The organism is Zoogloea sp. 1C4 (assembly GCF_009469605.1).
Classification (GTDB): Bacteria; Pseudomonadota; Gammaproteobacteria; order Burkholderiales; family Rhodocyclaceae; genus Zoogloea; species Zoogloea oryzae.
Window position 1 is genome coordinate 1 of sequence record NZ_SSXU01000026.1, and the last position, 22,477, is coordinate 22,477.

17 protein-coding genes are annotated in these 22,477 nt (G+C 68.4%); 9 read left to right on the top strand and 8 right to left on the bottom strand.

Annotated elements, in window-relative coordinates:
* The coding region (locus GH681_RS20085) for an integrase core domain-containing protein (protein WP_153163330.1) at window positions 1-190 on the top strand (190 nt) is incomplete at its 5' end.
* Here the strand turns inward: GH681_RS20085 and GH681_RS20090 are convergent.
* The 4 genes from GH681_RS20090 to mnmG are packed head-to-tail and all read right to left on the bottom strand — an operon-like array spanning window position 187 to window position 4,365.
* Complete coding sequence (locus GH681_RS20090; RefSeq protein ID WP_153163331.1) at window positions 187-1,053, bottom strand: ParB/RepB/Spo0J family partition protein; 867 nt, start codon at window positions 1,051-1,053, stop codon at window positions 187-189. The two genes, GH681_RS20085 and GH681_RS20090, sit on opposite strands and share 4 nt — an antisense overlap.
* Window positions 1,054-1,064: 11 nt before the next feature.
* Window positions 1,065-1,832 carry a ParA family protein gene (locus tag GH681_RS20095; protein ID WP_153163332.1) on the bottom strand — a complete coding sequence of 256 codons (768 nt, stop codon included), beginning with the start codon at window positions 1,830-1,832 and terminating at the stop codon, window positions 1,065-1,067.
* A gap of 2 nt (window positions 1,833-1,834) precedes the next feature.
* Window positions 1,835-2,464, bottom strand: coding sequence for a 16S rRNA (guanine(527)-N(7))-methyltransferase RsmG (gene rsmG, locus GH681_RS20100; protein ID WP_153163333.1), 630 nt, complete (start codon window positions 2,462-2,464; stop codon window positions 1,835-1,837).
* Complete coding sequence (mnmG, locus tag GH681_RS20105; protein ID WP_153163334.1) at window positions 2,461-4,365, bottom strand: tRNA uridine-5-carboxymethylaminomethyl(34) synthesis enzyme MnmG; 1,905 nt, start codon at window positions 4,363-4,365, stop codon at window positions 2,461-2,463. The genes rsmG and mnmG overlap by 4 nt, the downstream gene beginning before the upstream one ends.
* Window positions 4,366-4,850: 485 nt before the next feature.
* Between mnmG and GH681_RS20110 the strand changes: the two genes are divergently transcribed.
* Window positions 4,851-9,374 (top strand): PAS domain S-box protein, encoded by a 4,524-nt coding sequence (locus tag GH681_RS20110; protein WP_153163335.1) that lies wholly within the window; start codon window positions 4,851-4,853, stop codon window positions 9,372-9,374.
* Window positions 9,371-10,774, top strand: a complete 1,404-nt coding sequence (locus tag GH681_RS20115) for a bacteriohemerythrin (RefSeq protein ID WP_153163336.1) — start codon at window positions 9,371-9,373, stop codon at window positions 10,772-10,774. Before GH681_RS20110 ends, GH681_RS20115 begins: the two co-directional genes overlap by 4 nt.
* A 79-nt stretch (window positions 10,775-10,853) precedes the next feature.
* Here GH681_RS20115 and htpX read toward each other — a convergent pair whose 3' ends face one another.
* The 3 genes from htpX to def form a co-directional block, all read right to left on the bottom strand.
* Entirely contained in the window at window positions 10,854-11,705 is an 852-nt protein-coding gene (htpX, locus tag GH681_RS20120; RefSeq protein ID WP_153163337.1) for a zinc metalloprotease HtpX, read from the bottom strand.
* Between the two features lie 71 nt (window positions 11,706-11,776).
* Window positions 11,777-12,712 carry a methionyl-tRNA formyltransferase gene (gene fmt, locus GH681_RS20125; protein WP_153163338.1) on the bottom strand — a complete coding sequence of 312 codons (936 nt, stop codon included), beginning with the start codon at window positions 12,710-12,712 and terminating at the stop codon, window positions 11,777-11,779.
* Window positions 12,712-13,215: a peptide deformylase gene (gene def / locus GH681_RS20130; RefSeq protein WP_153163339.1), complete on the bottom strand. Its 504-nt coding sequence runs from the start codon at window positions 13,213-13,215 to the stop codon at window positions 12,712-12,714. Before def ends, fmt begins: the two co-directional genes overlap by 1 nt.
* A 181-nt stretch (window positions 13,216-13,396) precedes the next feature.
* Here def and GH681_RS20135 point away from each other — a divergent pair, with 181 nt between their 5' ends.
* The 4 genes from GH681_RS20135 (at window position 13,397) to GH681_RS20150 (ending at window position 18,829) form a co-directional block, all read left to right on the top strand.
* Window positions 13,397-14,518 carry a LysM peptidoglycan-binding domain-containing protein gene (locus tag GH681_RS20135; protein WP_153163340.1) on the top strand — a complete coding sequence of 374 codons (1,122 nt, stop codon included), beginning with the start codon at window positions 13,397-13,399 and terminating at the stop codon, window positions 14,516-14,518.
* A 112-nt stretch (window positions 14,519-14,630) separates the two neighbouring features.
* Window positions 14,631-15,719: a DNA-processing protein DprA gene (dprA, locus tag GH681_RS20140; RefSeq protein ID WP_153163341.1), complete on the top strand. Its 1,089-nt coding sequence runs from the start codon at window positions 14,631-14,633 to the stop codon at window positions 15,717-15,719.
* Window positions 15,720-15,745: 26 nt separating this feature from the next.
* Window positions 15,746-16,222, top strand: a complete 477-nt coding sequence (locus GH681_RS20145) for a DUF494 family protein (RefSeq protein WP_153163342.1) — start codon at window positions 15,746-15,748, stop codon at window positions 16,220-16,222.
* A gap of 84 nt (window positions 16,223-16,306) precedes the next feature.
* Complete coding sequence (locus tag GH681_RS20150; RefSeq protein ID WP_153163343.1) at window positions 16,307-18,829, top strand: DNA topoisomerase III; 2,523 nt, start codon at window positions 16,307-16,309, stop codon at window positions 18,827-18,829.
* An 84-nt stretch (window positions 18,830-18,913) separates the two neighbouring features.
* Here GH681_RS20150 and GH681_RS20155 read toward each other — a convergent pair whose 3' ends face one another.
* Entirely contained in the window at window positions 18,914-19,771 is an 858-nt protein-coding gene (locus GH681_RS20155) for an HDOD domain-containing protein (RefSeq protein WP_153163344.1), read from the bottom strand.
* A gap of 158 nt (window positions 19,772-19,929) precedes the next feature.
* Here GH681_RS20155 and GH681_RS20160 point away from each other — a divergent pair, with 158 nt between their 5' ends.
* Window positions 19,930-20,442 carry a hypothetical protein gene (locus GH681_RS20160; RefSeq protein ID WP_153163345.1) on the top strand — a complete coding sequence of 171 codons (513 nt, stop codon included), beginning with the start codon at window positions 19,930-19,932 and terminating at the stop codon, window positions 20,440-20,442.
* A gap of 55 nt (window positions 20,443-20,497) precedes the next feature.
* A complete protein-coding gene (locus GH681_RS20165; protein ID WP_153163346.1) occupies window positions 20,498-22,477 on the top strand; it encodes a DUF1631 family protein in 1,980 nt (659 codons plus the stop codon).

Consider the following 22,477-nt stretch of genomic DNA (forward strand, 5'->3'; position numbering starts at 1 on the left):
ATTCATCCAGTCCGCCTTGCGGGAGTGGGCCTACGGCCATGCTTACACCAACTCGGACCAGCGCCGCGCGGCCTTGCCGCTCTGGAATCACTTCTACAACTGGCATCGACCCCACCACGGCATCGGCTGCAAAACCCCCAGCTCTCGGCTACCAGGGGACGGAAACAACGTCTTGACTCTTCACAGCTAGCGCAGCTTTTCGAGCAGGCCGTCGAGCTGATCCAGGTTGCCGAACTGGATCGTCACCGCGCCAACGCCCTTCTTGTTGGCCTTGATCTTCACGGTTGCACCCAGGCGATCGGCGATCTCTTCTTCCAGACGCAGGATGTCCCGGTCGGGTGCCGGGGCGGGGAGCTTCGTCTTCGGATTGAGCTCGTGCTGCACGAGGCGTTCGGCCTCGCGCACCGACAGCCCGCGGGCGGCGATCAGGTTGGCGAGGCCGACCTGCGCAGCGCCGTCCAGCGGCAGCAGCGCCCGGGCGTGGCCCATGTCGATGTCGCCCGCCATCAGCAGCTCCTGCACCGGCGGGGCCAGCTGGAGCAGGCGCAGCAGGTTCGAGGCGGCCGGGCGGGAGCGCCCGACGGCGTCGGCGGCCTGCTGGTGGGTCATGCCGAATTCCTCGATCAGGCGCTGGATGCCGGCGGCTTCTTCGAGGGGGTTGAGGTCTTCGCGCTGGATGTTCTCGATCAGCGACATGGCCAGCGCGGCCTCGTCGGGGATCGCGCGCACCAGGCAGGGCACGCTCACCAGCCCGGCGATCTGGGCGGCGCGCCAGCGGCGTTCGCCGGCGATGATCTCGTAGCGTTCGGAATCGAACTGGCCGCCGATGGGGCGCACCAGGATCGGCTGCATCACGCCCTGGGATTTGATCGAGGCGGCGAGCTCTTCCAGCGAGCCCGGGTCCATCCGGGTGCGGGGCTGGTATTTGCCGGGCGACAGTTCGCTGGCGGGCAGCACCTGGAGTTCGCCTTCGTTCTTCGCGTCGTCGTCGGTGTTGGCGGCGAGGAGGGCGTCGAGGCCGCGGCCGAGGCCTTTGAGTTTGGGAGGTGCCATGGTGGGGTCGGTTAAGTCTTGATCCGCGCGATCATTTCCTTGGCGAAGGCCAGGTAGGCCTGGGCGCCCTTGGCGCTGCGGTCGAACACCACGCCGGGCAGGCCGTGGCTGGGGGCTTCGGCGAGGCGCACGTTGCGCGGCACGATGGTCTTGAACACCTTGTCGCCGAAGTGGCTTTCGAGCTGGGCCGAGACCTGCTGCTGCAGCGTCACCCGCGGGTCGAACATCACCCGCAGCAGGCCGATGATCGACAGGTCGCGGTTGAGGTTGGCGTGGACCTTCTTGATCGAATTGACCAGATCGGAGAGGCCCTCGAGGGCGTAGTACTCGCACTGCATCGGGATGATCACCCCGTGGGCCACGCACAGCCCGTTGAGGGTGAGCAGCGACAGGGACGGCGGGCAGTCGATGAGCACGAAATCGTATTCGGCGCGGTGCAGCGCGAGGGCGTCGCGCAGGCGGTTCTCGCGGCGGTCGAGGGCGACCAGCTCGACTTCGGCGCCGGCCAGATCGCGGTTGGCGGGCAGCACGTCGTAGCCGCCGGATTCGCTGCGCACACAGGCGTCGGTGACGGTGCTGAGGCCGACCAGCACGTGGTAGATCGACTTGCCGAGGCTGCGCTTGTCGATGCCGCTGCCCATGGTGGCGTTGCCCTGGGGGTCGAGGTCGATGAGCAGCACGCGCTGGCCGGCGGTGGCGAGGCCGGCGGCCAGATTGACGCAGGTGGTCGTCTTGCCGACGCCGCCTTTCTGGTTGGCGATGCAGAAGATGCGGGCCATGTTCAGGTACGTTTCACAATGAGGAGGTGGCGTTCGGCGCCAAGGCCGGGGACGTCGAGGGGAACGCTGCGTTCCAGCGCGAAACCGGCCGGAATGCGGGCGATCTCGTCCTCGGGATAAACGCCTTTCATGGCGAGGATGCGTGTTTCGGGGCCGGCCAGATGGGCGGTGAGGTTCACGAAGTCGGCCAGATCGGCGAAGGCGCGGGAGATGATGCCGGCCGGGGCGTCGGGCGCGTAGGGCGGCTGCCAGGCTTCGATGCGCGCGTGGTGGGCGCGGAAGTTGGCGAGCTTGAGCTCGATCTTGGCCTGGTTCTGGAAGGTGGCCTTTTTTTGCACCGTCTCGACGGAATCCACCTGCAGATCGGGCCGGCAGATGGCCAGCACCACGCCGGGCAGGCCGCCGCCGGAGCCCACATCCACCAGCCGGTCGATGCCGCCCATGTGGGGCAGCACCGAGAGGGAATCGAGCAGGTGGTGGGTGACGACCTGGGCCTCGTCGCGGATCGCGGTGAGGTTGTAGACCTTGTTCCACTTGATGAGCAGGCGGGCGAAGGCGAGGAGCTTTTCCGGTGCGTCGGCCGGCAGATCAAGGCCGAGGGCGGCGATGCCTTTTTCGAGGATGGTGCTCATGCGGATTTCGACTCCCGGCCGCGGGCCAGTTCGCCGCGCTTCAGCCACACCAGCAGCAGGCTGATGGCCGCCGGGGTGATGCCCTGGATGCGGCTGGCCTGGCCGATGGTTTCGGGCTTGTGCTGGCTGAGGCGCAGCTGGACTTCCTTCGACAGGCCGCGCACGGTGGTGTAGTCGAGATCCGGCGGCAGGCGGGTGGCCTCCGAATCCAGCTGGCGGGCGACTTCATCCTGCTGGCGGTCGATGTAGCCCTGGTACTTGGCGGCGATCTCGAGCTGCTCGACCACCTGCGGGTCGGCCTCGGGCGCTTCGGGGGCGCCGGGGAGCGTCATCAGGCTGGCGTAGCTCACGCCCGGGCGGCGCAGCAGGTCGAAGAAGCTGTATTCGCGTTCGATGGATTTGCCGAGCACGGCTTCGGCGGCTTCGGCCGACACCTTGGCGGGCGTGGCCCAGGTGGCCCGGAGGCGCGCGGTTTCGCGCTCGATGGCCTCGCGCTTGGTGCAGAAGGCGGTCCAGCGCTCGTCGTCCACCAGGCCCAGCTTGCGGCCGGTTTCGGTGAGGCGCAGATCCGCGTTGTCCTCGCGCAGGCTGAGGCGGTATTCGGCGCGAGACGTGAACATCCGGTAGGGCTCGGAGACGCCGCGGGTGATGAGGTCGTCCACCAGCACGCCAAGATACGCCTCGTCCCGGCGCGGGCACCAGGCGTCCTGCCCCTTCACCTGCAGCGCGGCGTTGATGCCTGCCAAGAGGCCCTGGGCGGCGGCTTCTTCGTAGCCGGTGGTGCCGTTGATCTGGCCGGCGAAGAACAGCCCGCCGATGGACTTGGTCTCGAGGCTGGACTTGAGGTTGCGCGGGTCGAAGTAGTCGTACTCGATGGCGTAGCCGGGGCGCAGGATGTGGCAGTTCTCCAGCCCCTTGATGGAGCGCACGATGTCCAGCTGCACGTCGAAGGGCAGGCTGGTGGAGATCCCGTTGGGGTAGATCTCGTGGGTGTCGAGGCCTTCGGGCTCGAGGAAGACGTGGTGGCTGTCCTTGTCGGCGAAGCGGTGGATCTTGTCTTCGATGCTCGGGCAGTAGCGCGGGCCCACGCCTTCGATCACGCCGGAGTACATCGGCGAGCGATCCAGGTTGGCGCGGATGATGTCGTGGGTGCGGCTGTTGGTGCTGGTGATCCAGCACGGCAGCTGGCGCGGGTGCTGGCTGGCCTTGCCGAGGAAGCTGAACACCGGCACCGGGTTGTCGCCGGGCTGCTCTTCCATCACCGAGAAATCGATGGTGCGCGCGTCGAGGCGCGGCGGCGTGCCTGTTTTAAGCCGGCCCTGGGGCAGGGCGAGTTCCTTCAGGCGCTGGCCGAGGCTGATCGCCGGTGGGTCGCCCGCGCGGCCGGCGGAGTAGTTTTGCAGGCCCACGTGGATCAGGCCGTTGAGGAAGGTGCCGGCGGTGAGCACCACCGCGGGCGCCTCGAAGCGCAGGCCGATCTGGGTGACGACGCCCGTCACGCGGTCGCCCACCACGGTGAGGTCGTCCACCGCCTGCTGGAACAGCCACAGGTTGGGCTGGTTCTCGAGGCGTTTGCGGATCGCCGCCTTGTACAGCACCCGGTCGGCCTGGGCGCGGGTGGCGCGCACGGCCGGGCCCTTGCTGGCGTTGAGGATGCGGAACTGGATGCCGCCTTCGTCGGTGGCGGCGGCCATCGCGCCGCCCAGGGCGTCCACTTCCTTCACCAGATGCCCCTTGCCGATCCCGCCGATGGACGGGTTGCAGCTCATCTGGCCGAGGGTTTCAATGTTGTGGGTGAGCAGCAGGGTGGCGCACCCGGCCCGCGCGGCCGCCAGTGCGGCTTCGGTGCCGGCATGGCCGCCGCCGACAACGATCACGTCGAATCGGGTGGGATGGAGCATGGAAAACCGGGAAATGGTGAATCGGGGGAGCCGAATGATACGACCTTGCGCTGCAAAAATACAGCGCCGTACGTCGCGCCAACCGGGAAAAACGGCGGATTTACAACGGCTTATCCGCACTTTTCGGGTTGGCCGGACGGCCCCCGCCGGGGTGCCGGAGGCGGGGGGCGGACGGGGTGCCGGCGATTTCGGCCGTTTCGTGGTGCGTCGAACAAATTGTCGGCCTGCTTCTCCCGTGACTGGGGCGAGGCTGGCGGCCGACGGCGTTGCCGGTGGCGCGTGTATCAGGTCGACTCAATGCCGCGCGCGGGAAGCCGTTAAGAGTTCACTTGAATGGACTCAGCCAGGTAGGCCCGCGCGCGAGTCGGACTCGTGATCCGGCGCAACCGGCCCCCCACTCCTTCGTGACCGCTACTGGTTTTTCTTCTGCACTTTGCCTGCCGACGCTCCCGACCGGGAGCGCCGAGCCCCGTCTCGTCGAGGCGATGTGCCTTCCCGTCGAGGTCGTCCCGACCGCGTGTGCCCTCGCCGAGGCGGCCCGCCGCATGGTGGCCAGGGCGGTGGCGTGGCTGGTCGTCGTCGATGGCGACAAGCCGGTGGGCAGCCTGGGCGGGCAGGATGTGCTGCGCGCGGTGCTGGCGGGCGATCCTGCCGGGCAGACCGTCGGCGAGGTCATGGATACGTCGCACCGCTACGCTGTGCTGGGGGAAAACCTCCAGCTCGTCGTGGCGCGGCTGGGCGCGGGCGCCGTGCCCCGTCCGGTGCTGGTGGTGGATGACGCGGGTCGGGTGGTCGGGCTGCTCGACCCGGAGCGGGTTGCCGCGGCGCTGAAGGCTGCCGCCCACGAGCCCGTGCCGGCCGGGCGGGCATGGCTGGCGCCGGCGCTGATCCGCGCGCTGCCCGATCTGGTGTGGCTGAAGGACCCGGACGGCACCTTCCTGGCCCGCAACCACCGCTTCGAGCGCCTGATGGGCGCGCCGGAAGAGGCGGTGATCGGCCACACCGATTACGACTTCATGGCCTGGGACTTGGCCGACAGCTTCCGCCAGAGCGATCTGGCCGCGATCCACGCTGGCTGCGCCCAGCGCAGCGAGCAGGAAGTGCGCTTTGCCGACGACGGGCACCGGGAGTTGCTGGAGATCATCAAGACGCCGATGTTCGACCAGCAGGGCGGCCTGATCGGCGTGCTCGCCGTGGGGCGCGACATCGGCGAGGCGCGTCGGGCCCAGCAAGCCCTGCGCGAGCGGGAGGCGATCTTCTCCAGCATCGTCAGCCAGGCTGCCGATTCGATCGCGCTGATGGATGTGGAGAGCCGGTGCTTCGTCGAGTTCAATGACGCGTGCCATCGCAATCTGGGCTATTCCCGCGAGGAGTTTGCCCGGCTGGATATCCGCGACATCGACTGCCTGCTGACGCCGGACGAGATCGCTGCGGAGGTTGCCAGAATGATCGGGCCGACCGGTCATGTGCTTGAGACACGCCATCGACACCGGGATGGTTCGGTGCGCGACGTGCGGGTGAGCGGTCGCGGCATCCGCCTGCGGGGCGAGCGGCGCTACGTGGCGGTGATCTGGAGCGACATCACCGACAGCAAGCTGGCGGAGAGCCGGCTCCGGCGCGCCAACGCGGCCTTGCACACGATCAGCGAATGCAATCAGGCCGTGGCGCGCGCCACCGATCCCGCCCGGCTGCTGGACGAGGCGTGCGGGCTGATGGTGGCCTTCGGCGGCTATCTGCTGGCTGCGGCGAAGTTCGACTGCGCGGACGAGTGCGGGCTGCCGGCGGATGGGCAGATCTTCGGCGCGGGGTACGACCACGTCGGGCGGCTGGACCGCTTTCCCGTCACGCCGGAAGCGGACCGGCCGACCATCTGGCGCGATCTGTCTGCCAACCCGCAGCTGGCCGGCTGGGCTGAGGGCCTGCCGGCGGGGGCGGCGATGTGCGCGCTGCCGCTGCGCGCCGAAGACCGCTCGGCCGGTGTGCTGTACGTGGCCTCGTCGGCGCCGGGGGCCTTCGACGAGGAGGAGGTGCGTCTGCTCGCCGAGCTGGGCGGTGACATCCTGTTCGGCCTGCGGGTGCTGCGCGACCGCCGGGAGCGGGAGGTCGCCGAGAAGCGCCAGCGGGTCACCGAACGGCAGCTGCAGAACCTCGTCGAGACCAGCCCCACCGTGCTCTACAGCCTGCGGGTGACACCCCAGGGCGAAGTGGTGCCGATCACCGCCAGCGCCAACGTCCAGTGCGTGCTGGGCTATTCCCTCGAAGAGACTCTGCGGCCCGGATGGTGGTGGGACAACCTTCACCCCGACGACCGGCTGAAGGCGGCCCGTGCCGCGGAGGTGGCGGCGAGCGGCGAGCGGGTGGCCCAGGCGTATCGCTTTGCCCACGGCCGCGGTGGCTACGTGTGGCTGCGGGACGAGCTGAGCCGAGGCCCGGCCCTGGACGACGGCAGTTGCGAGATCGTCGGCTCGCTGACCGACATCTCCGCCCAGAAGACCATCGAGCTGTCCCTCGAGGCCCAGCGCCGGGTGCTCGAGAAGGTGGCCTCCGGCGCCCCCCTCGCCGAAACCCTGGACGTGCTGCTGTGGGGCGTCGAGGCTCGCCTGTCGCGGGTGCGGGCGTCGGTCCTGCTGCTCGATCCGGATGGCGTCCATCTGCGTCACGGCGCCGCGCGACAGCTGCCCGAGGGCTACATGCGGGCGGTGGACGGGGTGGCCATTGGCGAAGCCGTCGGCTCCTGCGGCACCGCCGCCTGGCGCGGCCAGACGGTGATCGTGCGCGAGATCGCCACCGATCCCCTGTGGGCCGATTTCGCCGGGCTGGCTGCATCCTACGGGCTGGTGGCCTGCTGGTCGTGGCCGATCTTCAGTCGCGAGGGGCGCGTGCTGGGCACTTTCGCCCTTTATCCCGACGAGCCCTCCGAGCCCGATGCGCTGACCTTCGAGCAGGTGGCGATCGCCACCCATCTGGCGGCCATCGCCATCTCCAGGCATCGGGAAGAGAGCGCCCTGCGGGAGAGCGAGGCGCGATTCCGTCAGCTTTTCGAGATGGCGCCGCTGCCCCTGAGCTTTGTTCATGCCGACGACAGCGTGGGCGATGTGAACCGCTGCTTCATCGAGACCTTCGGCTACACCCGCGACGAGGTGCCGACGGTGGCCGACTGGCTGCGTCTCGCCTATCCCGACCCCGCCTACCGGCAGCAGGTGGAGGGGCAGCACTTAAGCCAGCGCGTGCGCGAAGGCGCCGAGCGCCGCATCGAGCCGGTGGAGCGTGAGGTCACCTGCAGGAACGGCGAGCGGCGGACCATGCTGGTGTCCGGCGCGCCGGTGGGCGACAGCTTCCTGATGACCTTCTTCGACATCACCGAGATGCGCCGGCTCGATGCCCAGCTGGAGCACTACCGCCACCATCTCGAAGATCTGGTGACCCAGCGCACCGCCCAACTGGCCGAAGCCTCCGAGCGGGCCGAGGCGGCCAGCCGCGCCAAGAGCGCCTTCCTGGCCAACATGAGCCACGAGATCCGCACTCCGATGAACGCCATCCTCGGCCAGGCCCGGATGCTTGAACGCAGCCCCCTCAGCCAGGCGCAGGAAGATCGCCTGACCCGCATCCGCCAGGCCGGCAGCCATCTGCTGGCGCTCATCAACGACATCCTCGACCTGTCGAAGATCGAGGCCGGCAAGCTGCAGCTCGAAGCCGTGGATTTCTCGCCCGAGGCCCTCTTCGACCAGGCCCACTCGCTCATCCACGACCGCCTGGTGGCCCGCCGGCTGAAGTTCGAATCCAGCACCCACGGCCTGCCGCCGGTGCTGCGCGGCGACGTCACCCGGCTGCGCCAGGCCCTGCTCAACTATCTGAGCAACGCGGTCAAGTTCACCGAGCACGGCGGCGTCAGCCTGCGTGCCAGGGTGGTCTCCGAAGACGCCGCCGCCCTGCTGGTGCGCTTCGAGGTGAGCGACAGCGGCATCGGCATCGCCCCCGAGCAGCTTGCCCGGCTGTTCCGTTCCTTCGAGCAGGCCGACGCCTCGACCACCCGCAAGTACGGCGGCACCGGCCTCGGGTTGTCGCTCACCCGCCATCTGGCCGCCCTGATGGGCGGGGAGGTCGGCGTGGAAAGCGAGCCCGGCCGGGGCAGCACCTTCTGGTTCACCGCCCGCCTGCAGCGCCGGCCGGGCGTCAGCATGCCGGCGGTCAGCCTGCCCGCCGCGCCCCAGGGCGGCGGCCACGTGCGCGGCGCCCGGGTGCTGCTGGTCGAGGACAACCTGCTCAACCAGGAGGTCGCCATCGAGATGCTCTCCGATCTGGGCCTCGTCATCGACCGGGCCGCCAACGGGCAGGAGGCCGTGGCGCTGGTGGCCGCCAACCGCTACGACCTGATCCTGATGGACATGCAGATGCCGGTGATGGATGGCCTCGAGGCGACCCGCCGCATCCGTCAGATGCCGACCCCGGCGCCCACGCCCATCATCGCCATGACCGCCAATGCCTTCGATGAGGACCAGGCCGCCTGCTTTGCCGTCGGCATGAACGATTTCGTGGCCAAGCCGGTGGAGCCGGAGACCCTGCACGGGGTGATCTTCAAGTGGGTCGGCCAGCCCCGGCCGCCGGTCGCCGCCGACGCCGCGAGCATCGACTGGCGCACGGCGCTGGCGGGCATCGACGGCCTCGACTGCACCCGCGGGGTGAGCGTCGTCCGCGGACGGTGGCCAACCTATCTGCGCATCCTGCGCACCTTCGTCAGCACCCAGGGCGACGCCGGGCCGAAACTCGAACGCGCCCTCGCCGAAGGCCGGCTCAACGACGTGGAGCACCTCGCCCACGCCCTCAAGGGCTCGGCCGGCAACATCGGCGCCCTGAAGGTTTTCGAGATGGCTGCCGACGTGTGCACGGCGATCCGCGCCGGCGGCGATGCCGAAGCGGCGGCACGCCCGGTGGCCCGGCTGGTGCGTGCCCTGCAGCCCCTGCTGACCGCCCTGCGGCAGCGCCTGCCCAAGGAGGAAGATGCCCCATGAGCCAGCCAGCCCGGTTTGCACCGTTCCAGTGGGCCGACTACTTCGAGACCGGTTTTGGCGAGGTGGACGGCCAGCATCACAAGCTGGTCGATCTGGTCAATGCGCTGGCCCAGCGGGCGGCCGGCGGGGCCGACATCAAGCCCGGCGAACTCGCCCACGTGCTCGACGGCCTGGCGCGCTACGCCGTCCATCACTTCGCCACCGAAGAGGCACTGATGACGCAGGCCGGCATCGACGCCCGACACCTGGACGGCCACCGGCACGCCCACGCGGATTTCGTCGCCCAGGTCGAGGCGATGCGTGGCGCCAGCGACGCGACCCAGGTCGTCCCGGCGCTGTACACCTTCGTCACCAGCTGGCTCACCTTCCACATCCTCGACACCGACCAGTCCATGGCCCGCCAGCTGCGGGCGATGGAGGCCGGCGCCACGGCAGCCGAAGCCTACGAGGCCGACACCGGCCACAGCGCCGACCCCGGCAACGCCGCGCTGATCGGTGCGGTGCGCAGCCTGCTGGGCCTGGTGGCCGAGCGCAACCACGAACTGGGCCGCATCAACGCCAGCCTGGAGCAGCGGGTGGCCGAGCGCACCGCCCAGCTCACCACCGCCAACCGCGATCTGCGCCACACCCAGCAGCGCCTGCTGGAGGCCGACAAGCTGGCCGCAGTGGGGCAGCTGGCGGCCGGCGTCGCCCACGAGATCAACAACCCCCTTGGCTATGTGGCGGCCAACCTGGGTGCCCTGCGCGAGTACGCCGAACGGCTGCTGGCGCTGGTCAACACCGCCGACCGGCTTGCCACCGGCAACGGCGCCTGGCAGGCCGCCCGCGCCGAGGCAGAGCTCGATTACATCCGCGAAGACCTGCCCAAGCTGGTGGATGAATCCCACCGGGGCCTGGCGCGGGTGGGTGACATCGTGCATGCCCTGCAGGGTTTTGCTGCGCCGGGGCCGATGGATACCGCGCCGGCTTCCATCGAGGGCCTCCTTGACGGCGCCATTGCCGCAACCGCGCCGAGCCGTCGGCCGGGCCAGCAGGTGCGCCGCAGCTATGGTTCGCTGCCCAAGCCGGCGGTCAACCAGACCCTGCTTGGCGAGGCCTTCAAGGCGCTGCTGGACAACGCCAGCCGGGCCCTTGGCGGTGATCCCGGCACCATCACCGTCCGCGCCGGTCAGTCGGGCCAGCACCTGCTGGTGGACGTGGAGGACACCGGCTGTGGCATGGACGAGGCGACCCGGGCGCGGGTCTTCGAGCCCTTCTTCACCACCCGCGCGGTGGGGCAGGGGCGGGGGCTGGGCCTGTCGTCCACCTACCGCATCGTCAGCCAGCACGGCGGGCACATCGAGGTGGATAGCGCGCCGGGCAAGGGCAGCCGCTTCCGCGTGGTGCTGCCGCTCGAGTGAGTCCCGGCTCCCGGAGGGCATCCGGCAGACGACAAAAAACCCGGCGCCAGGCCGGGTTTTTTGTTGATGCAGGGGAAGCTCAGCGCGCGCGGGCCAGGGCGCGCAGGCGCGCGACGCGCTCCTCGGTGGCCGGGTGGGTGCTGAACAGGCCGCGAAGGCCGCCGCCGGAGAGCGGGTTCATGATCATCATCTGGCCGGTTTCCGGGTGGGCTTCGGCAGTGGGCATCGGAATGCCGCGGGCGAAGGCGTCGATCTTCATCAGCGCGTCGGCCAGGGCGTTCGGATCACCGGCGATCTCGGCGCCGCCCCGGTCGGCCTCGAACTCGCGGGCGCGGGAGATCGCCATCTGGATCAGGCTCGCGGCCAGCGGGGCGAGCAGGGCCACCGCAATGCCGGCGATCGGGTTGGCCGGGCGGCCTTCCTCGTCACGGCCGCCGAACATCACCGCAAAGTTGGCCAGGGCCGAGATGGCACCGGCCATCGTGGCCGAGATGGTGGAGATCAGGATGTCCCGGTGCTTCACGTGGGCCAGCTCGTGGGCCATCACGCCGCGCAGCTCGCGCTCGGAGAGCATCTGCAGGATGCCGGTGGTGGCGGCAACGGCGGCGTTCTCGGGGTTGCGGCCGGTGGCGAAGGCGTTGGGCTGGTCTTCGTGGATGATGTAGACCTTGGGCATCGGCAGCTGGGCGCGGCCGGCCAGTTCGCGGACCATGTTGTAGAGGTAGGGCGAGCTGGTTTCGTCCACTTGCTGCGCGTTGTACATGCGCAGCACCATCTTGTCGGAGAACCAGTACGAGAAGATGTTCATCGCGCCGCCGAAGACGAGCGCCATGAGCATCCCCGACTTGCCGCCGATCATGGCGCCGATCGCCCCGAAGAGGGCGATGATTCCGGCCATCAGGATCGAGGTCTTGAGCCAGTTGCCGAGCATTGCGGGTATCCGTCCTTTCGAAGTTAAGCGGAAAGCGAAGGGTTAGATGGGGGAGTTCGCAAAAAATTCAATCAGCCGGTGGCCAGATCGAAGCGGCTACCGGCCGCAATCGGCATGCCGCGCAGGAAATCGGCGGCGGGCAGGCGGCGGGCGCCGGGCTTTTGCAGTTCGGTGATGCACAGGGCGCCTTCGCCGCAGGCGACGATCACGCCGGCCCCTTCGGCCAGCAGGACTTCGCCCGGCGTGCCGGTGGCGTCGATGGCGCGGGCGCGCCACAGCTTGACCGGCGTGCCGTCGAAGCTGGCCAGCGCGCCGGGGAAGGGATTGAAGGCGCGCACCGCCCGTTCGATCTCGATGGCCGGGCGGGTCCAGTCCACCGCGGCCTCGGCCTTGCCGATCTTGGCGGCGTAGGTGACGCCTTCGGCCGGCTGGGGCGTGGCCACCAGCGTGCCGGCGGGCAGGGCTTCGAGGGCTTCGACGATCAGCTCGGCGCCGACCCACGCCAGGCGGTCGTGGAGGCTGCCGGTGGTGTCGTCGGGCTGGATCGGCTCCACTCGCTTCATCAGCATCGGGCCGGTGTCGAGGCCGGCGTCCATCTGCATGATGGTGATGCCGGTTTCCAAGTCGCCGGCTTCGATGGCCCGGTGGATCGGTGCGGCGCCGCGCCAGCGGGGCAGCAGCGAGGCGTGGATGTTGAGGCAGCCGTAGCGGGGCAGATCGAGCACCGCCTGGGGCAGGATGATCCCGTAGGCGGCGACCACCAGCACGTCACAGCTGGCGGCGGCGAGCGGCGCCTGCTGTTCGGGCGTGCGCAGCTTTTCGGGCTGATGCACCGGAATGCCGGCGGCCAGCGCCACCTGCTTGACCGGGCTCGGCTGCAGCTGCATGCCGCGGCCCGCGGGGCGGTCCGGCTGGGTGAGGACCAGGGGCACCTCGAAGCCGGCGGCGAGGATCGCCTCCAGGGCCGAGGCGGCGAATTCGGGGGTTCCGGCGAAGGCGACTTTCATCAGGCGGTGATCCGGGCTTTCTTGGCGAGCTTGCCCTTGATGCGGGTCTGCTTGAGTTGGGAGAGGTATTCGACGAAGACCTTGCCGTCCAGGTGGTCGATCTCGTGCTGGATGCACACCGCGAGCAGGCCCTCGGCGTCCAGGTCGAAGGATTCGCCCTTCTGGTTGAGGGCGCGCACGGTGACCTTCTCGGACCGGCTGACCTTGTCGTAGATGCCGGGCACCGACAGACAACCTTCTTCACAGACCTGCTCGCCCGATCGGGCGATGATCTCGGGGTTGATGAGCGCCAGGAGACCGGACTTGTCTTCGGATACGTCGATCACCACCACGCGCTTGTGTACGTCCACCTGGGTGGCGGCGAGGCCGATGCCCGGGGCTTCGTACATCGTCTCGGCCATGTCGGCGATCAGTTTGCGGATGGCGTCGGTCACCTCGCGCACCGGCGCGGCGCGCGTGTGCAGGCGGGGGTCGGGGTAGCGGAGAATGGGTAGAAGGGCCATAAATGTTGCCGGATGAAGACTTTACGTGCAGAATTTTGAGCCAAATCTGCGATGCTCGCGTCTTGGCGCGGCACGCACCCGGCTCCGCCAACTCGACCGCCAAAATAACCGCCTGAGGCAACCGCCAGAGCGGCCGGTTATGTCGCGGCAAAGCAATCCGCCGAAAGCGAGTGGAAAACGAATGATTCGCAGCATTATATCTGCCCTCCTCATCGGCGTCGCTGCCCTGGTTCCGGCGGGTGTCGGTGCCACCGGCCCGATCCGCCTGGCCGACGACGCGCCTGACAGCCACGTGGTGGTGCCCGGCGATACCCTGTGGGGCATCTCCGGCAAGTTCCTGAAGGAACCCTGGCGCTGGCCCGAAGTCTGGCGCCTGAACCGCGAGGAAATCCACAACCCGCACCTCATCTATCCGGGCCAGATCGTCGTCCTCGACCGCAGCGGAGCGACGCCCGCACTCAAGATCGGCAAGCGTATCGGCGGTGCCTTGCCGGGCGACCGCGCCCTCTACGAAAAACGCTTCCCGCAGGTCTACTCCGAGCCCGCCAAGAGCGCGATCCAGAGCATCCCGGTGCGCGCCATCCAGCCCTTCCTGTCCGAGCCGCTGGTGGTCAATGACCAGCAGGACACCGACGCCGGCATCATCGTGGCGACCCAGGAAGGCCGTGTCTTCACCGGCGCCGGCGACACGATCTTCGCCACCCGCGTGCTGCCCGGCATCTACGACTGGAACGTCTATCGCAAGGCCAAGCCGCTGGTCGAACCGGTGACCGGCGAGATCCTCGGTTACGAAGCCACCTACCTTGGCCGTGCCCGGGTGACCGCCGAAGCGGGCCTCCCCTCGCCCGATGCAGCGTCCGGCGATAGCGACAAGGCCCGCCTGCCGGTGCCCGCCAGTCTGACCATCACCGCCGCCAAGATGGAGATCGGCAAGGGCGACCGCCTGCTGCCCGCCGGCCGTCCCGAGCTCCTGAGCTACGTGCCCCATGCGCCCGCCACCGCGATGAACGGCCGGGTGGTGTCGATCTACAACGGCGTGGCCGAAGCCGGCCGCTACAACGTGGTGTCGATCAGCCTTGGCAAGCGCGAGGGCATCGAGATCGGCCACGTGCTGTCCCTCCACCGCAACCGCGGCGAAACCCTCTACCGGGAAGACAACGTCGGCCGGCCCCAGCAGTTCAAGCTGCCCGAGCAGCGCTACGGGCTGGTGTTCGTGTTCCGGGTGTTCGACCGCATCGCCTACGCCCTCGTGATGGACAACGACGGCCCGGTGGCCGTGGCTGACAGCGTCCGCAAGCCCTGACGCGCTGATTCAATCCCGCGCGGGCCGATCCCGCCGCGCCGGTGCGTCTGCCGGTGGCGATGTCGGCCCCGCTCGCGGCGGTTTCGTCGCGACACCCTGATTCCGTTCCAACTTGTCGAATCCTCATCCCCTCGCCGCGTGGCTGAGGCTGACCCTTACGCCGGGTGTCGGCGCCGGGAGTCAGCGGCAACTGCTCGCCGCCTTCGGCCTGCCTGAAAACATCTACGCCGCCGGGCATTCGGCGCTGGCCGCCGTGGTCGGCTCGCCGATCGCCCGCACCGTGCTCGAACACGACACCGCGGCGGCCGTCGATGGGGCGCTGGCCTGGGCCGACGAGCCAGGCAACAGCGTCGTCACCCTCGGCGATCCGCTCTATCCCGCGGCGCTGCTCGAAATCCCCGATCCGCCGGTGCTGCTCTACGTGAAGGGCGATCCGGCGCTCCTGTCGCGCCAGTCCATCGCCGTCGTCGGCGCCCGCAGCGCCACGCCCCAGGGCGAGGCCAACGCCGAAGCCTTCGCCACGGTGCTGTCCCAGGGTGGGCTGGGCATCGTCAGCGGGCTCGCGCTGGGGATCGACGCCGCTGCCCACCGGGGCGGGCTGGCCGGGCCGGGCAGCACCGTGGCGGTGATCGGCACCGGCGCCGACCGCATCTACCCGGCGCGCAACGCAGCCCTCGCCCGACGCATCGCCGAAGCCGGCGCCATCGTCAGCGAATACCCCCTCGGCACCGCGCCGCTGGCCCACAACTTTCCCCGTCGCAACCGGCTGATCGCCGGGCTCGCGAAGGGCGTGCTGGTGGTCGAGGCGGCCCTGAAGAGCGGCTCGCTGATCACCGCCAGACTCGCCATCGACTGCGGCCGCGAGGTCTTCGCGATTCCCGGCTCGATCCATTCGCCGGTGGCCCGAGGCTGCCATCAGCTGATCCGCGACGGCGCGAAGCTGGTCGAATCGGCCGAGGACATCCTCGAAGAGCTGCGCCTCGACACATGCCGCACTGCAGCGCCAGCGGCGCCCACGATGGGGCCGGATGACGACGAAAATGCCCCGGTCATTGCATCCCTCGGGCATGACCCTGTGGACATGGACACGTTGGTGCAGCGCACCAGCTTGACGCCGGAAGCGCTCTACGCCATTCTGCTTACGCTGGAACTCGAAGGGCGCGTTTCCCGCCTGCCCGGAGGTCGTTTCCAGCGTCTCTAAAAATGACCGGCCCCAGGCCCCGCGCCATGTTCGACATCCTCGTGTATCTCTTCGAGAACTACGTTCACGCCGACGCGTGCCCCGAACCCGCGCAACTGGCTCGCAAGCTGACGGCTGCCGGCTTCGAGGAAGAAGAAATCTCCGAAGCCCTCGACTGGCTCTCCGGCCTGCGCCAGCTGTCCGACGGCGAGCGTCCGGCTCAGGTCGCCCGGCCCGGTTCGCTGCGCGTCTATGCCGACGACGAACTCGTCCGTCTGGGCGTCGAATGCCGCGGCTTCCTGCAGTTTCTTGAAAATGCCGGTATCCTCGACGCCGAATGCCGCGAGATGATCGTCGAGCGGGCCCTGGCCCTCGGCGAATCCGAAATCGAACTGGAAAACCTCAAGGTCATCGTCCTGATGGTGTTGTGGCAGCAGGATCGCCCGATCAACGGGTTGATCCTCGACGAGCTGCTCAACGAGTCGGACGAAGACGACGAGCCGGTCTCATACGCCTTGCACTGATTTTCGGGCTGCTTGCAAGCCCGGCGCAGGCTTCCGTATGATGCGCCGCTCCCCCAACAACCTGAGTCGGGCGCACCCACAGGCATGAGCAAGCAGCTGATCATTGCGGAAAAACCCTCGGTTGCGGCGGACATCGCCCGCGCCATCGGCGGCTTCACCAAAGAAAAAGATTTCTTCGAGTCGGAGCACTACGTGCTCTCGTCGGCCGTCGGCCATCTGCTCGAACTCACGGTGCCGGCCGAATTCGAGGTCAAGCGGGGCAAGTGGTCATTCGCCCACCTGCCGGTCATCCCGCCCCACTTCGCGCTCAATCCGATCGAGAAGACCGAGGACCGCCTCAAGCTCCTCACCCGCCTCATCAAGCGCAAGGATGTCACCGGCCTCATCAACGCCTGTGACGCGGGCCGCGAGGGGGAACTGATCTTCAGCTTCATCGTGCAGCACTCCGGCTCCACCAAGCCGGTGCAGCGCCTGTGGCTGCAATCCATGACGGCCGGGGCGATCCGCGACGGCTTTGCGCAGCTGCGTGCCGCGGCGGATGTCGAAGGCCTCCGCCAGGCTGCGGTGTGCCGCGCCGAGAGCGACTGGCTGATCGGCATCAACGGCACCCGGGCGATGACCGCCTTCAACTCCAAGACCGGCGGTTTCCACCTGACCACGGTCGGTCGGGTCCAGACCCCCACGCTGGCGATCGTCGTCGAGCGCGAGGAAAAGATCCGCGCCTTCAAGCCCACCGACTACTGGGAGCTGGAAGCCAGCTTCGGCTGCCAGGCCGGCGCCTACGTAGGCCGCTGGTTCGACGAAGGTTTCAGGAAGCCCGAGGATGGCGCGCCGCTTGCCGAGCACGCCACCGCCTTCCGCCTGTGGGAAAAAGCCCGCGCCGAGGCCATCAAGGCCAAGTGCGAAGGCAAGACCGGCACGGTGGAGGAAGAATCCAAGCCGTCCACCCAGCTCTCGCCGCTGCTGTTCGATCTGACCTCCCTTCAGCGCGAGGCCAACGGCCGCTTCGGCTTCTCGGCCCGCACCACGCTGCAGCTGGCCCAGGCCCTGTACGAGAAGCACAAGGTGCTGACCTACCCGCGTACCGACGCCCGTGCGCTGCCTGAGGACTACGTGGGCCAGGTGCCGGGCATCCTTGCCGGCCTGCCGGACGCTTACGCGCCCTTCGCCAACCAGATCGTCAAGCAGGGTTGGGTCAAGCCCAACAAGCGCATCTTCAACAACGCCAAGATCTCCGACCACTTTGCGATCGTGCCCACGGGCACCGCGCCCAAGAGCCTGTCGGAGGCCGAAGCCAAGATCTACGATCTGGTCACCCGACGCTTCCTGTCGGTGTTCTACCCGGCGGCCGAGTACCGCATCACCACCCGTATCACCCGTGTCGAGGGCGAAGCCTTCAAGACCGAGGGCAAGGTGCTGGTCAATCCGGGCTGGCTGGCCGTGTATGGTAAGGCCGCCGCGGTGAGCGAGGACGAAGGCGGTGCGCCCCAGCTGGTGGCCGTCGAGCCCGGCGAGAAGGTTTCCACCGACGAGATCCTCGTCAAGGCGCTGGTCACCAAGCCGCCCGCACGCTTCAACGAAGCCACGCTGCTCTCCGCGATGGAAGGCGCCGGCAAGATGGTCGATGACGAGGAGCTGCGCGCCGCCATGGCCGGTCGCGGCCTCGGCACCCCGGCAACCCGCGCCCAGATCATCGAAAACCTGATCGGTGAGACCTACATCCTGCGCGACGGCAAGGAGCTGATCCCGACCGCCAAGGCCTTCTCGCTGATCACCCTGCTGCGCGGCCTCGGCACCAACGAGCTCACCTCGCCCGAACTCACCGGCGAATGGGAGCACAAGCTGGCCCAGATGGAGCGGGGCGCGCTGTCGCGGGCCGAGTTCATGGACCACATCCAGGCCATGACCCGGGACATCGTCGAGCGTGCCAAGCGCTACGAATCCGACACCGTGCCGGGCGACTTCGTCACCCTGGCCACGCCTTGCCCCCGCTGCGGCGGCGTGGTGAAGGAGAACTACAAGAAGTTCGCCTGCCAGAGCTGCGACTGGAATGCCTGGAAGATCGTCGCCGGCCGCCAGTTCGAGATCCCCGAGATCGAGGCGCTGCTGGCCACCGGCCGCGTCGGCCCGCTGATGGGCTTCCGCAACAAGATGGGCCGGCTGTTCAATGCCGAGATCCGTCTCAACGACGACAAGCAGCCCGAGTTCGACTTCGGCCAGCCAAAGGAAGACGAAACCGCCGAGCCGGTGGATTTCTCCGACCAGGAAACCCTGGGCGCCTGCCCCAAGTGCTCGGCCCGGGTGTTCGAGCACGGCATGGCCTACGTCTGCGAGAAATCCGTGGGGCCCGAGAAATCCTGCGATTTCCGTTCCGGCAAGATCATCCTGCAGCAGCCCATCGAGCGGGAGCAGATGCACAAGCTCCTCGACACCGGCCGCACTGAGCTGCTGAAGGGTTTCGTCTCGAGCCGCACCAAGCGCAAGTTCTCGGCTTTCCTGGTGCGTGGCGACGACGGAAAGGTGGGCTTCGAGTTCGAGAAGAAGGAACCGAAGACGCCTGCCGCCAAGAAGCCGGCCACCCGCAAGAAGGCCGCCGCTGCCGAGTAAGGCGTCGCGTCAGTCTGTTCGCACATAAACAAAACCCGCCGGAAGGCGGGTTTTGTCTTTGGGGCCGGGGCCCGTCAGGCCGGGTCAGATCAGCGCGGCGGCGATGGTGTCATGCAGTTCGTCCACTTCGGCATCGGAGACGCCCAGGAAGGTCTTGGCGTTCTCGAAGGATCGGTCGCCCACGGCATGGGCGTCATGGGTGTAGTCGCCCAGGACGTGCTCGGCGATGACGCTCACCGCGATCAGCGCCAGGGCGTCGGACGGCAGCTCCTTCTCGGGCAGGATGTAGGCTTCGGGGTCGTGGTGGTAGCGGATGGCGTTGGCGATCCGGTCGGACAGCCCCCAGCTGCGCGCCAGCAGCCAGCCGGCCACGGCGTGGTCGCAGCGGAAATGTTCCTGCTCCAGCTGGACCAGGCTGTAGCCGTGGTCCGCCGCGCCGGTGTAGAGCGCGGCGTAGTCGGGGAAGGTGGTCATCAGCACCGGCACCGCGGCGTCCTGGAACAGCGCAAAGGTGTAGGCCGCGTCGGGCGAGATGCCCACGTGTCCGCGGGCCAGCACGCCGGCGGCGAGGGCCAGGGTCGAGGCCCGCGACCAGAAGCGTTCCATCACGTCGGCCGGCAGGTGGCTGGAGGTGTTGCGCAGCGCGACGGCCACGACCACACTCAGGATGTGGTTGATGCCCAGGCGATTGACCGCCTGCTGGACACTGCGCACCCGGGAGCCCGGCGAGAACATCGGCGAATTGGCCAGCTTGACGGCGGCGGCCGACATGCTGACATCTGAAGCGACGATGCGGCTCAGCACCTTCATCGACGGTTCGTCCCGCTGGGCTTCCCTCAACACTTCAGCAACGATGCTGGGGCAGGGCGGAATTCGCACCGCAGACAGGGTTTCGTTCAGCTCTGCGTGAGTGAGGGGGCGAGTTGCCGTAGCTGTGTTCATGACGGGTGGCCTGCGTTGGATTGTCTAAATTTTATCAAAAACGATATTTTTGTTGTTTCAAATATTTCACATTCGCGGTTTTTTAGTTTTTTGATGGTTTGTGGTGTGCCGTGCATCACGGACCGGCCGCCCCATCACCGACTTTCGAGGAGCCCGGCATGACTCGCACGTCCTTACCCGCGGCCGCCATCGCGACCCTGGTTTACGTCGTGTCACAGGCTCACATTGGCGGCTTGCTCTACCAATTACGGCCGAATATTTTCGTTCTGCAGCTCAGTTTTCAATCTGATCGATACTGGGCGGTGCTCGACCAGTGGGGCGAGGCCGGGCTGCGCAGCTATCGGGCCCATCTGCCGTGGGATTTCGCGCACCTGTTCATCTACGCCGCCTTCGGTTACGTGCTGGCGACCCGCGCCGGCCTGTTCGGCGACCCGGACTCGCCCGCCGCCCGTCGGACGGCCTGGATGCTGCCGCTGTCGGCGGTCTTCGATCTGGCGGAGAACCTGTTTCAGGTCCATCTGCTTGGTGGGCCGTTTGGTGTGGAGAGCCTGGCGATTCCCCTGTCGGCGTGCTGTTCGGCGGTGAAATGGAGCCTCGCGGCGGGTTTCGCGTTGATCATCGGCTGGCGGGTGCTCCGAAAATCTGCGCGGATCGGGCTTCCGTCACAGTGAAGCAGGGCGGTGCCTGTGTATAACTCTGTGTCTGAAAAACCCTTTCCGACTGTCCATGCCTCATCGACCCCGCGCGAGCATCCAGGCTGCCGAGCAGGCTGCGCTCCTGCTCGCGCGCGCCCGCGAAGGTTTCCTGAAAGCCCTTCTCGAAGGCGCTGGCGAGGTGATCCGGCACCGGACGTGGCAGGATGTGCTGTCGGCAGCGGCGGGCGCCTGCTTTGACGAACTGGTCGGCGGGCGCCGGGCGCCCAAGCCGGCCGAGGGTGCGCGACCGATCAATCTGGTCCGCTCCGACGAATCCGATTACTCCATCGGCCTGATCAATCTCGACCGCCGGCTGCAGGAATTCTGCGGCCGTGAACTGGCAACCCTCCATCTGCGTCTGCGCCTGCAACTGGTGGATGGCGGCATCGAGCTCCATGAGGAATCGCCCCTCGGCACCGCCACCGTGTGCCGCGCCCTGCGTGTGCTCAAGGAGGTCGAGAAGCTCAGCCCGTCCCAGGCGCTCCAGTTGCTGCAGCGCCTGGAGCAGCCGATCGGCGACCGCCTGTCCCGCTTCTATCGGGAGATGGAGCATGAGCTGGCCGACGAGGCGCTGGCTGTCCGGGGGCAGGTGACCCGAGGGCTCTTCGCAGCGATCCGCCACGGCGCCGACGAAGAGGAGGAGTGGACCGACACGCCGGCGGCCCGCGCCAGCCTGCCCATCGATCCGGTGGATGCGCTGCGCCTGGCGTCCATGGCCCAGCACGAGGCCGCGCCGGCGCAGACCGGCGGCGTCGACCCGGGGCTGGCGTCGGCGCTGGTGGAGCGCATCGAGGCGTGGCTGGTGGAGCGCCAGAAGTTCGGAGGCGTGCCGGCCGCGCTGGGCGCCAGCGAGCTGGGCGCGCTCCTCAGCCCTGTCCAGGCGGTGGCCGTGGAGGTGGTGGAGACGGTCTGCAACCGGGCCGAGACCGACCCCGATCTGCCCCAGACGATCCGGACTCTCCTGGTCGGCCTGCGGGTGCCGCTGCTGCGCCTTGCCCTGCGTAGCCAGAAGCTGCTTTCCATCGAACGTCACCCGGCCTTCCAGCTGGTGGATCGCATCGCCAATCTGGGTCGCACGCTGCCGCCCGACTGCACGCCGGAGCTGCCCGTGTGCCGCGGGCTGGCGTCGATGGTGCGTTCCCTCGGGCGTCTGCCCCGGCCGACCCGGCGGGATTTCGAACTCGCCCTCGGGGTGCTCGAAACCCTCCTGACCACCCGTCAGAAGAGCGCCATCACCCGCGCCGCCCAGCACATCGACACCGCGGTGAACATGGAGCGCCGGGAGGTGGCCCTGCACCAGGCCAGCCGAGCCATCTACCTGCTGGTGGGGCAGGAGCCGGCCAGCGTCGCCCGCAACTTCCTCGAACGCTACTGGGTGCACGTGCTGGCCAAGGTGGTCTACCGCTACGGCCCCGACAGCCCCCAGTGGGCAAGCCGCCTGCTCATCGCCAACCGCCTGCTGGCGTGTGTCAATCCGCCGGCCGACGAGGCCCTGCGCCGCAAGATGCTCGGTGAGTTCCCGGCGCTGATCCATGATCTGGACGAGGGGCTCGCCTGGATCGCCCTGCCCGCCAAGCAGGCCGGTTCGGCCCTGTCGTCGGTGCAGGCGCTGCACGCCAGCCTGCTCGCCGGCCGCACGCCGCCGGTGCCCACCCTGCGCCGGACAACCTCGCCGCCCACCCTCAAGAAGCCCGAGGGCAGCCAGGGCCTGCTCACCCTCAAGCACAAGCAGTACGTGGCTGGCGAGCTGTCGCTGCCGCCCGAATGGGCTGGGCTGCGGGTGGGCGACAACGTGGCGGTGGGGCTGCCCAACGGCAAGGTGATGCGCGGCTATGTGGCCCATGTGGCGCCGGCTGGCCAGGTGGTGCTGATCTCCGACGGCGACCACGATGCGGTGATGGCGATCACCGCCCGGGCCCTGGCCCAGCAGACCGAATCCCCCGATACCCGGCTGTTCCGCGACGTCTCGCTGGTGGATCAGGCCGCCACCGACAAGCTCCTCGGCACCTGA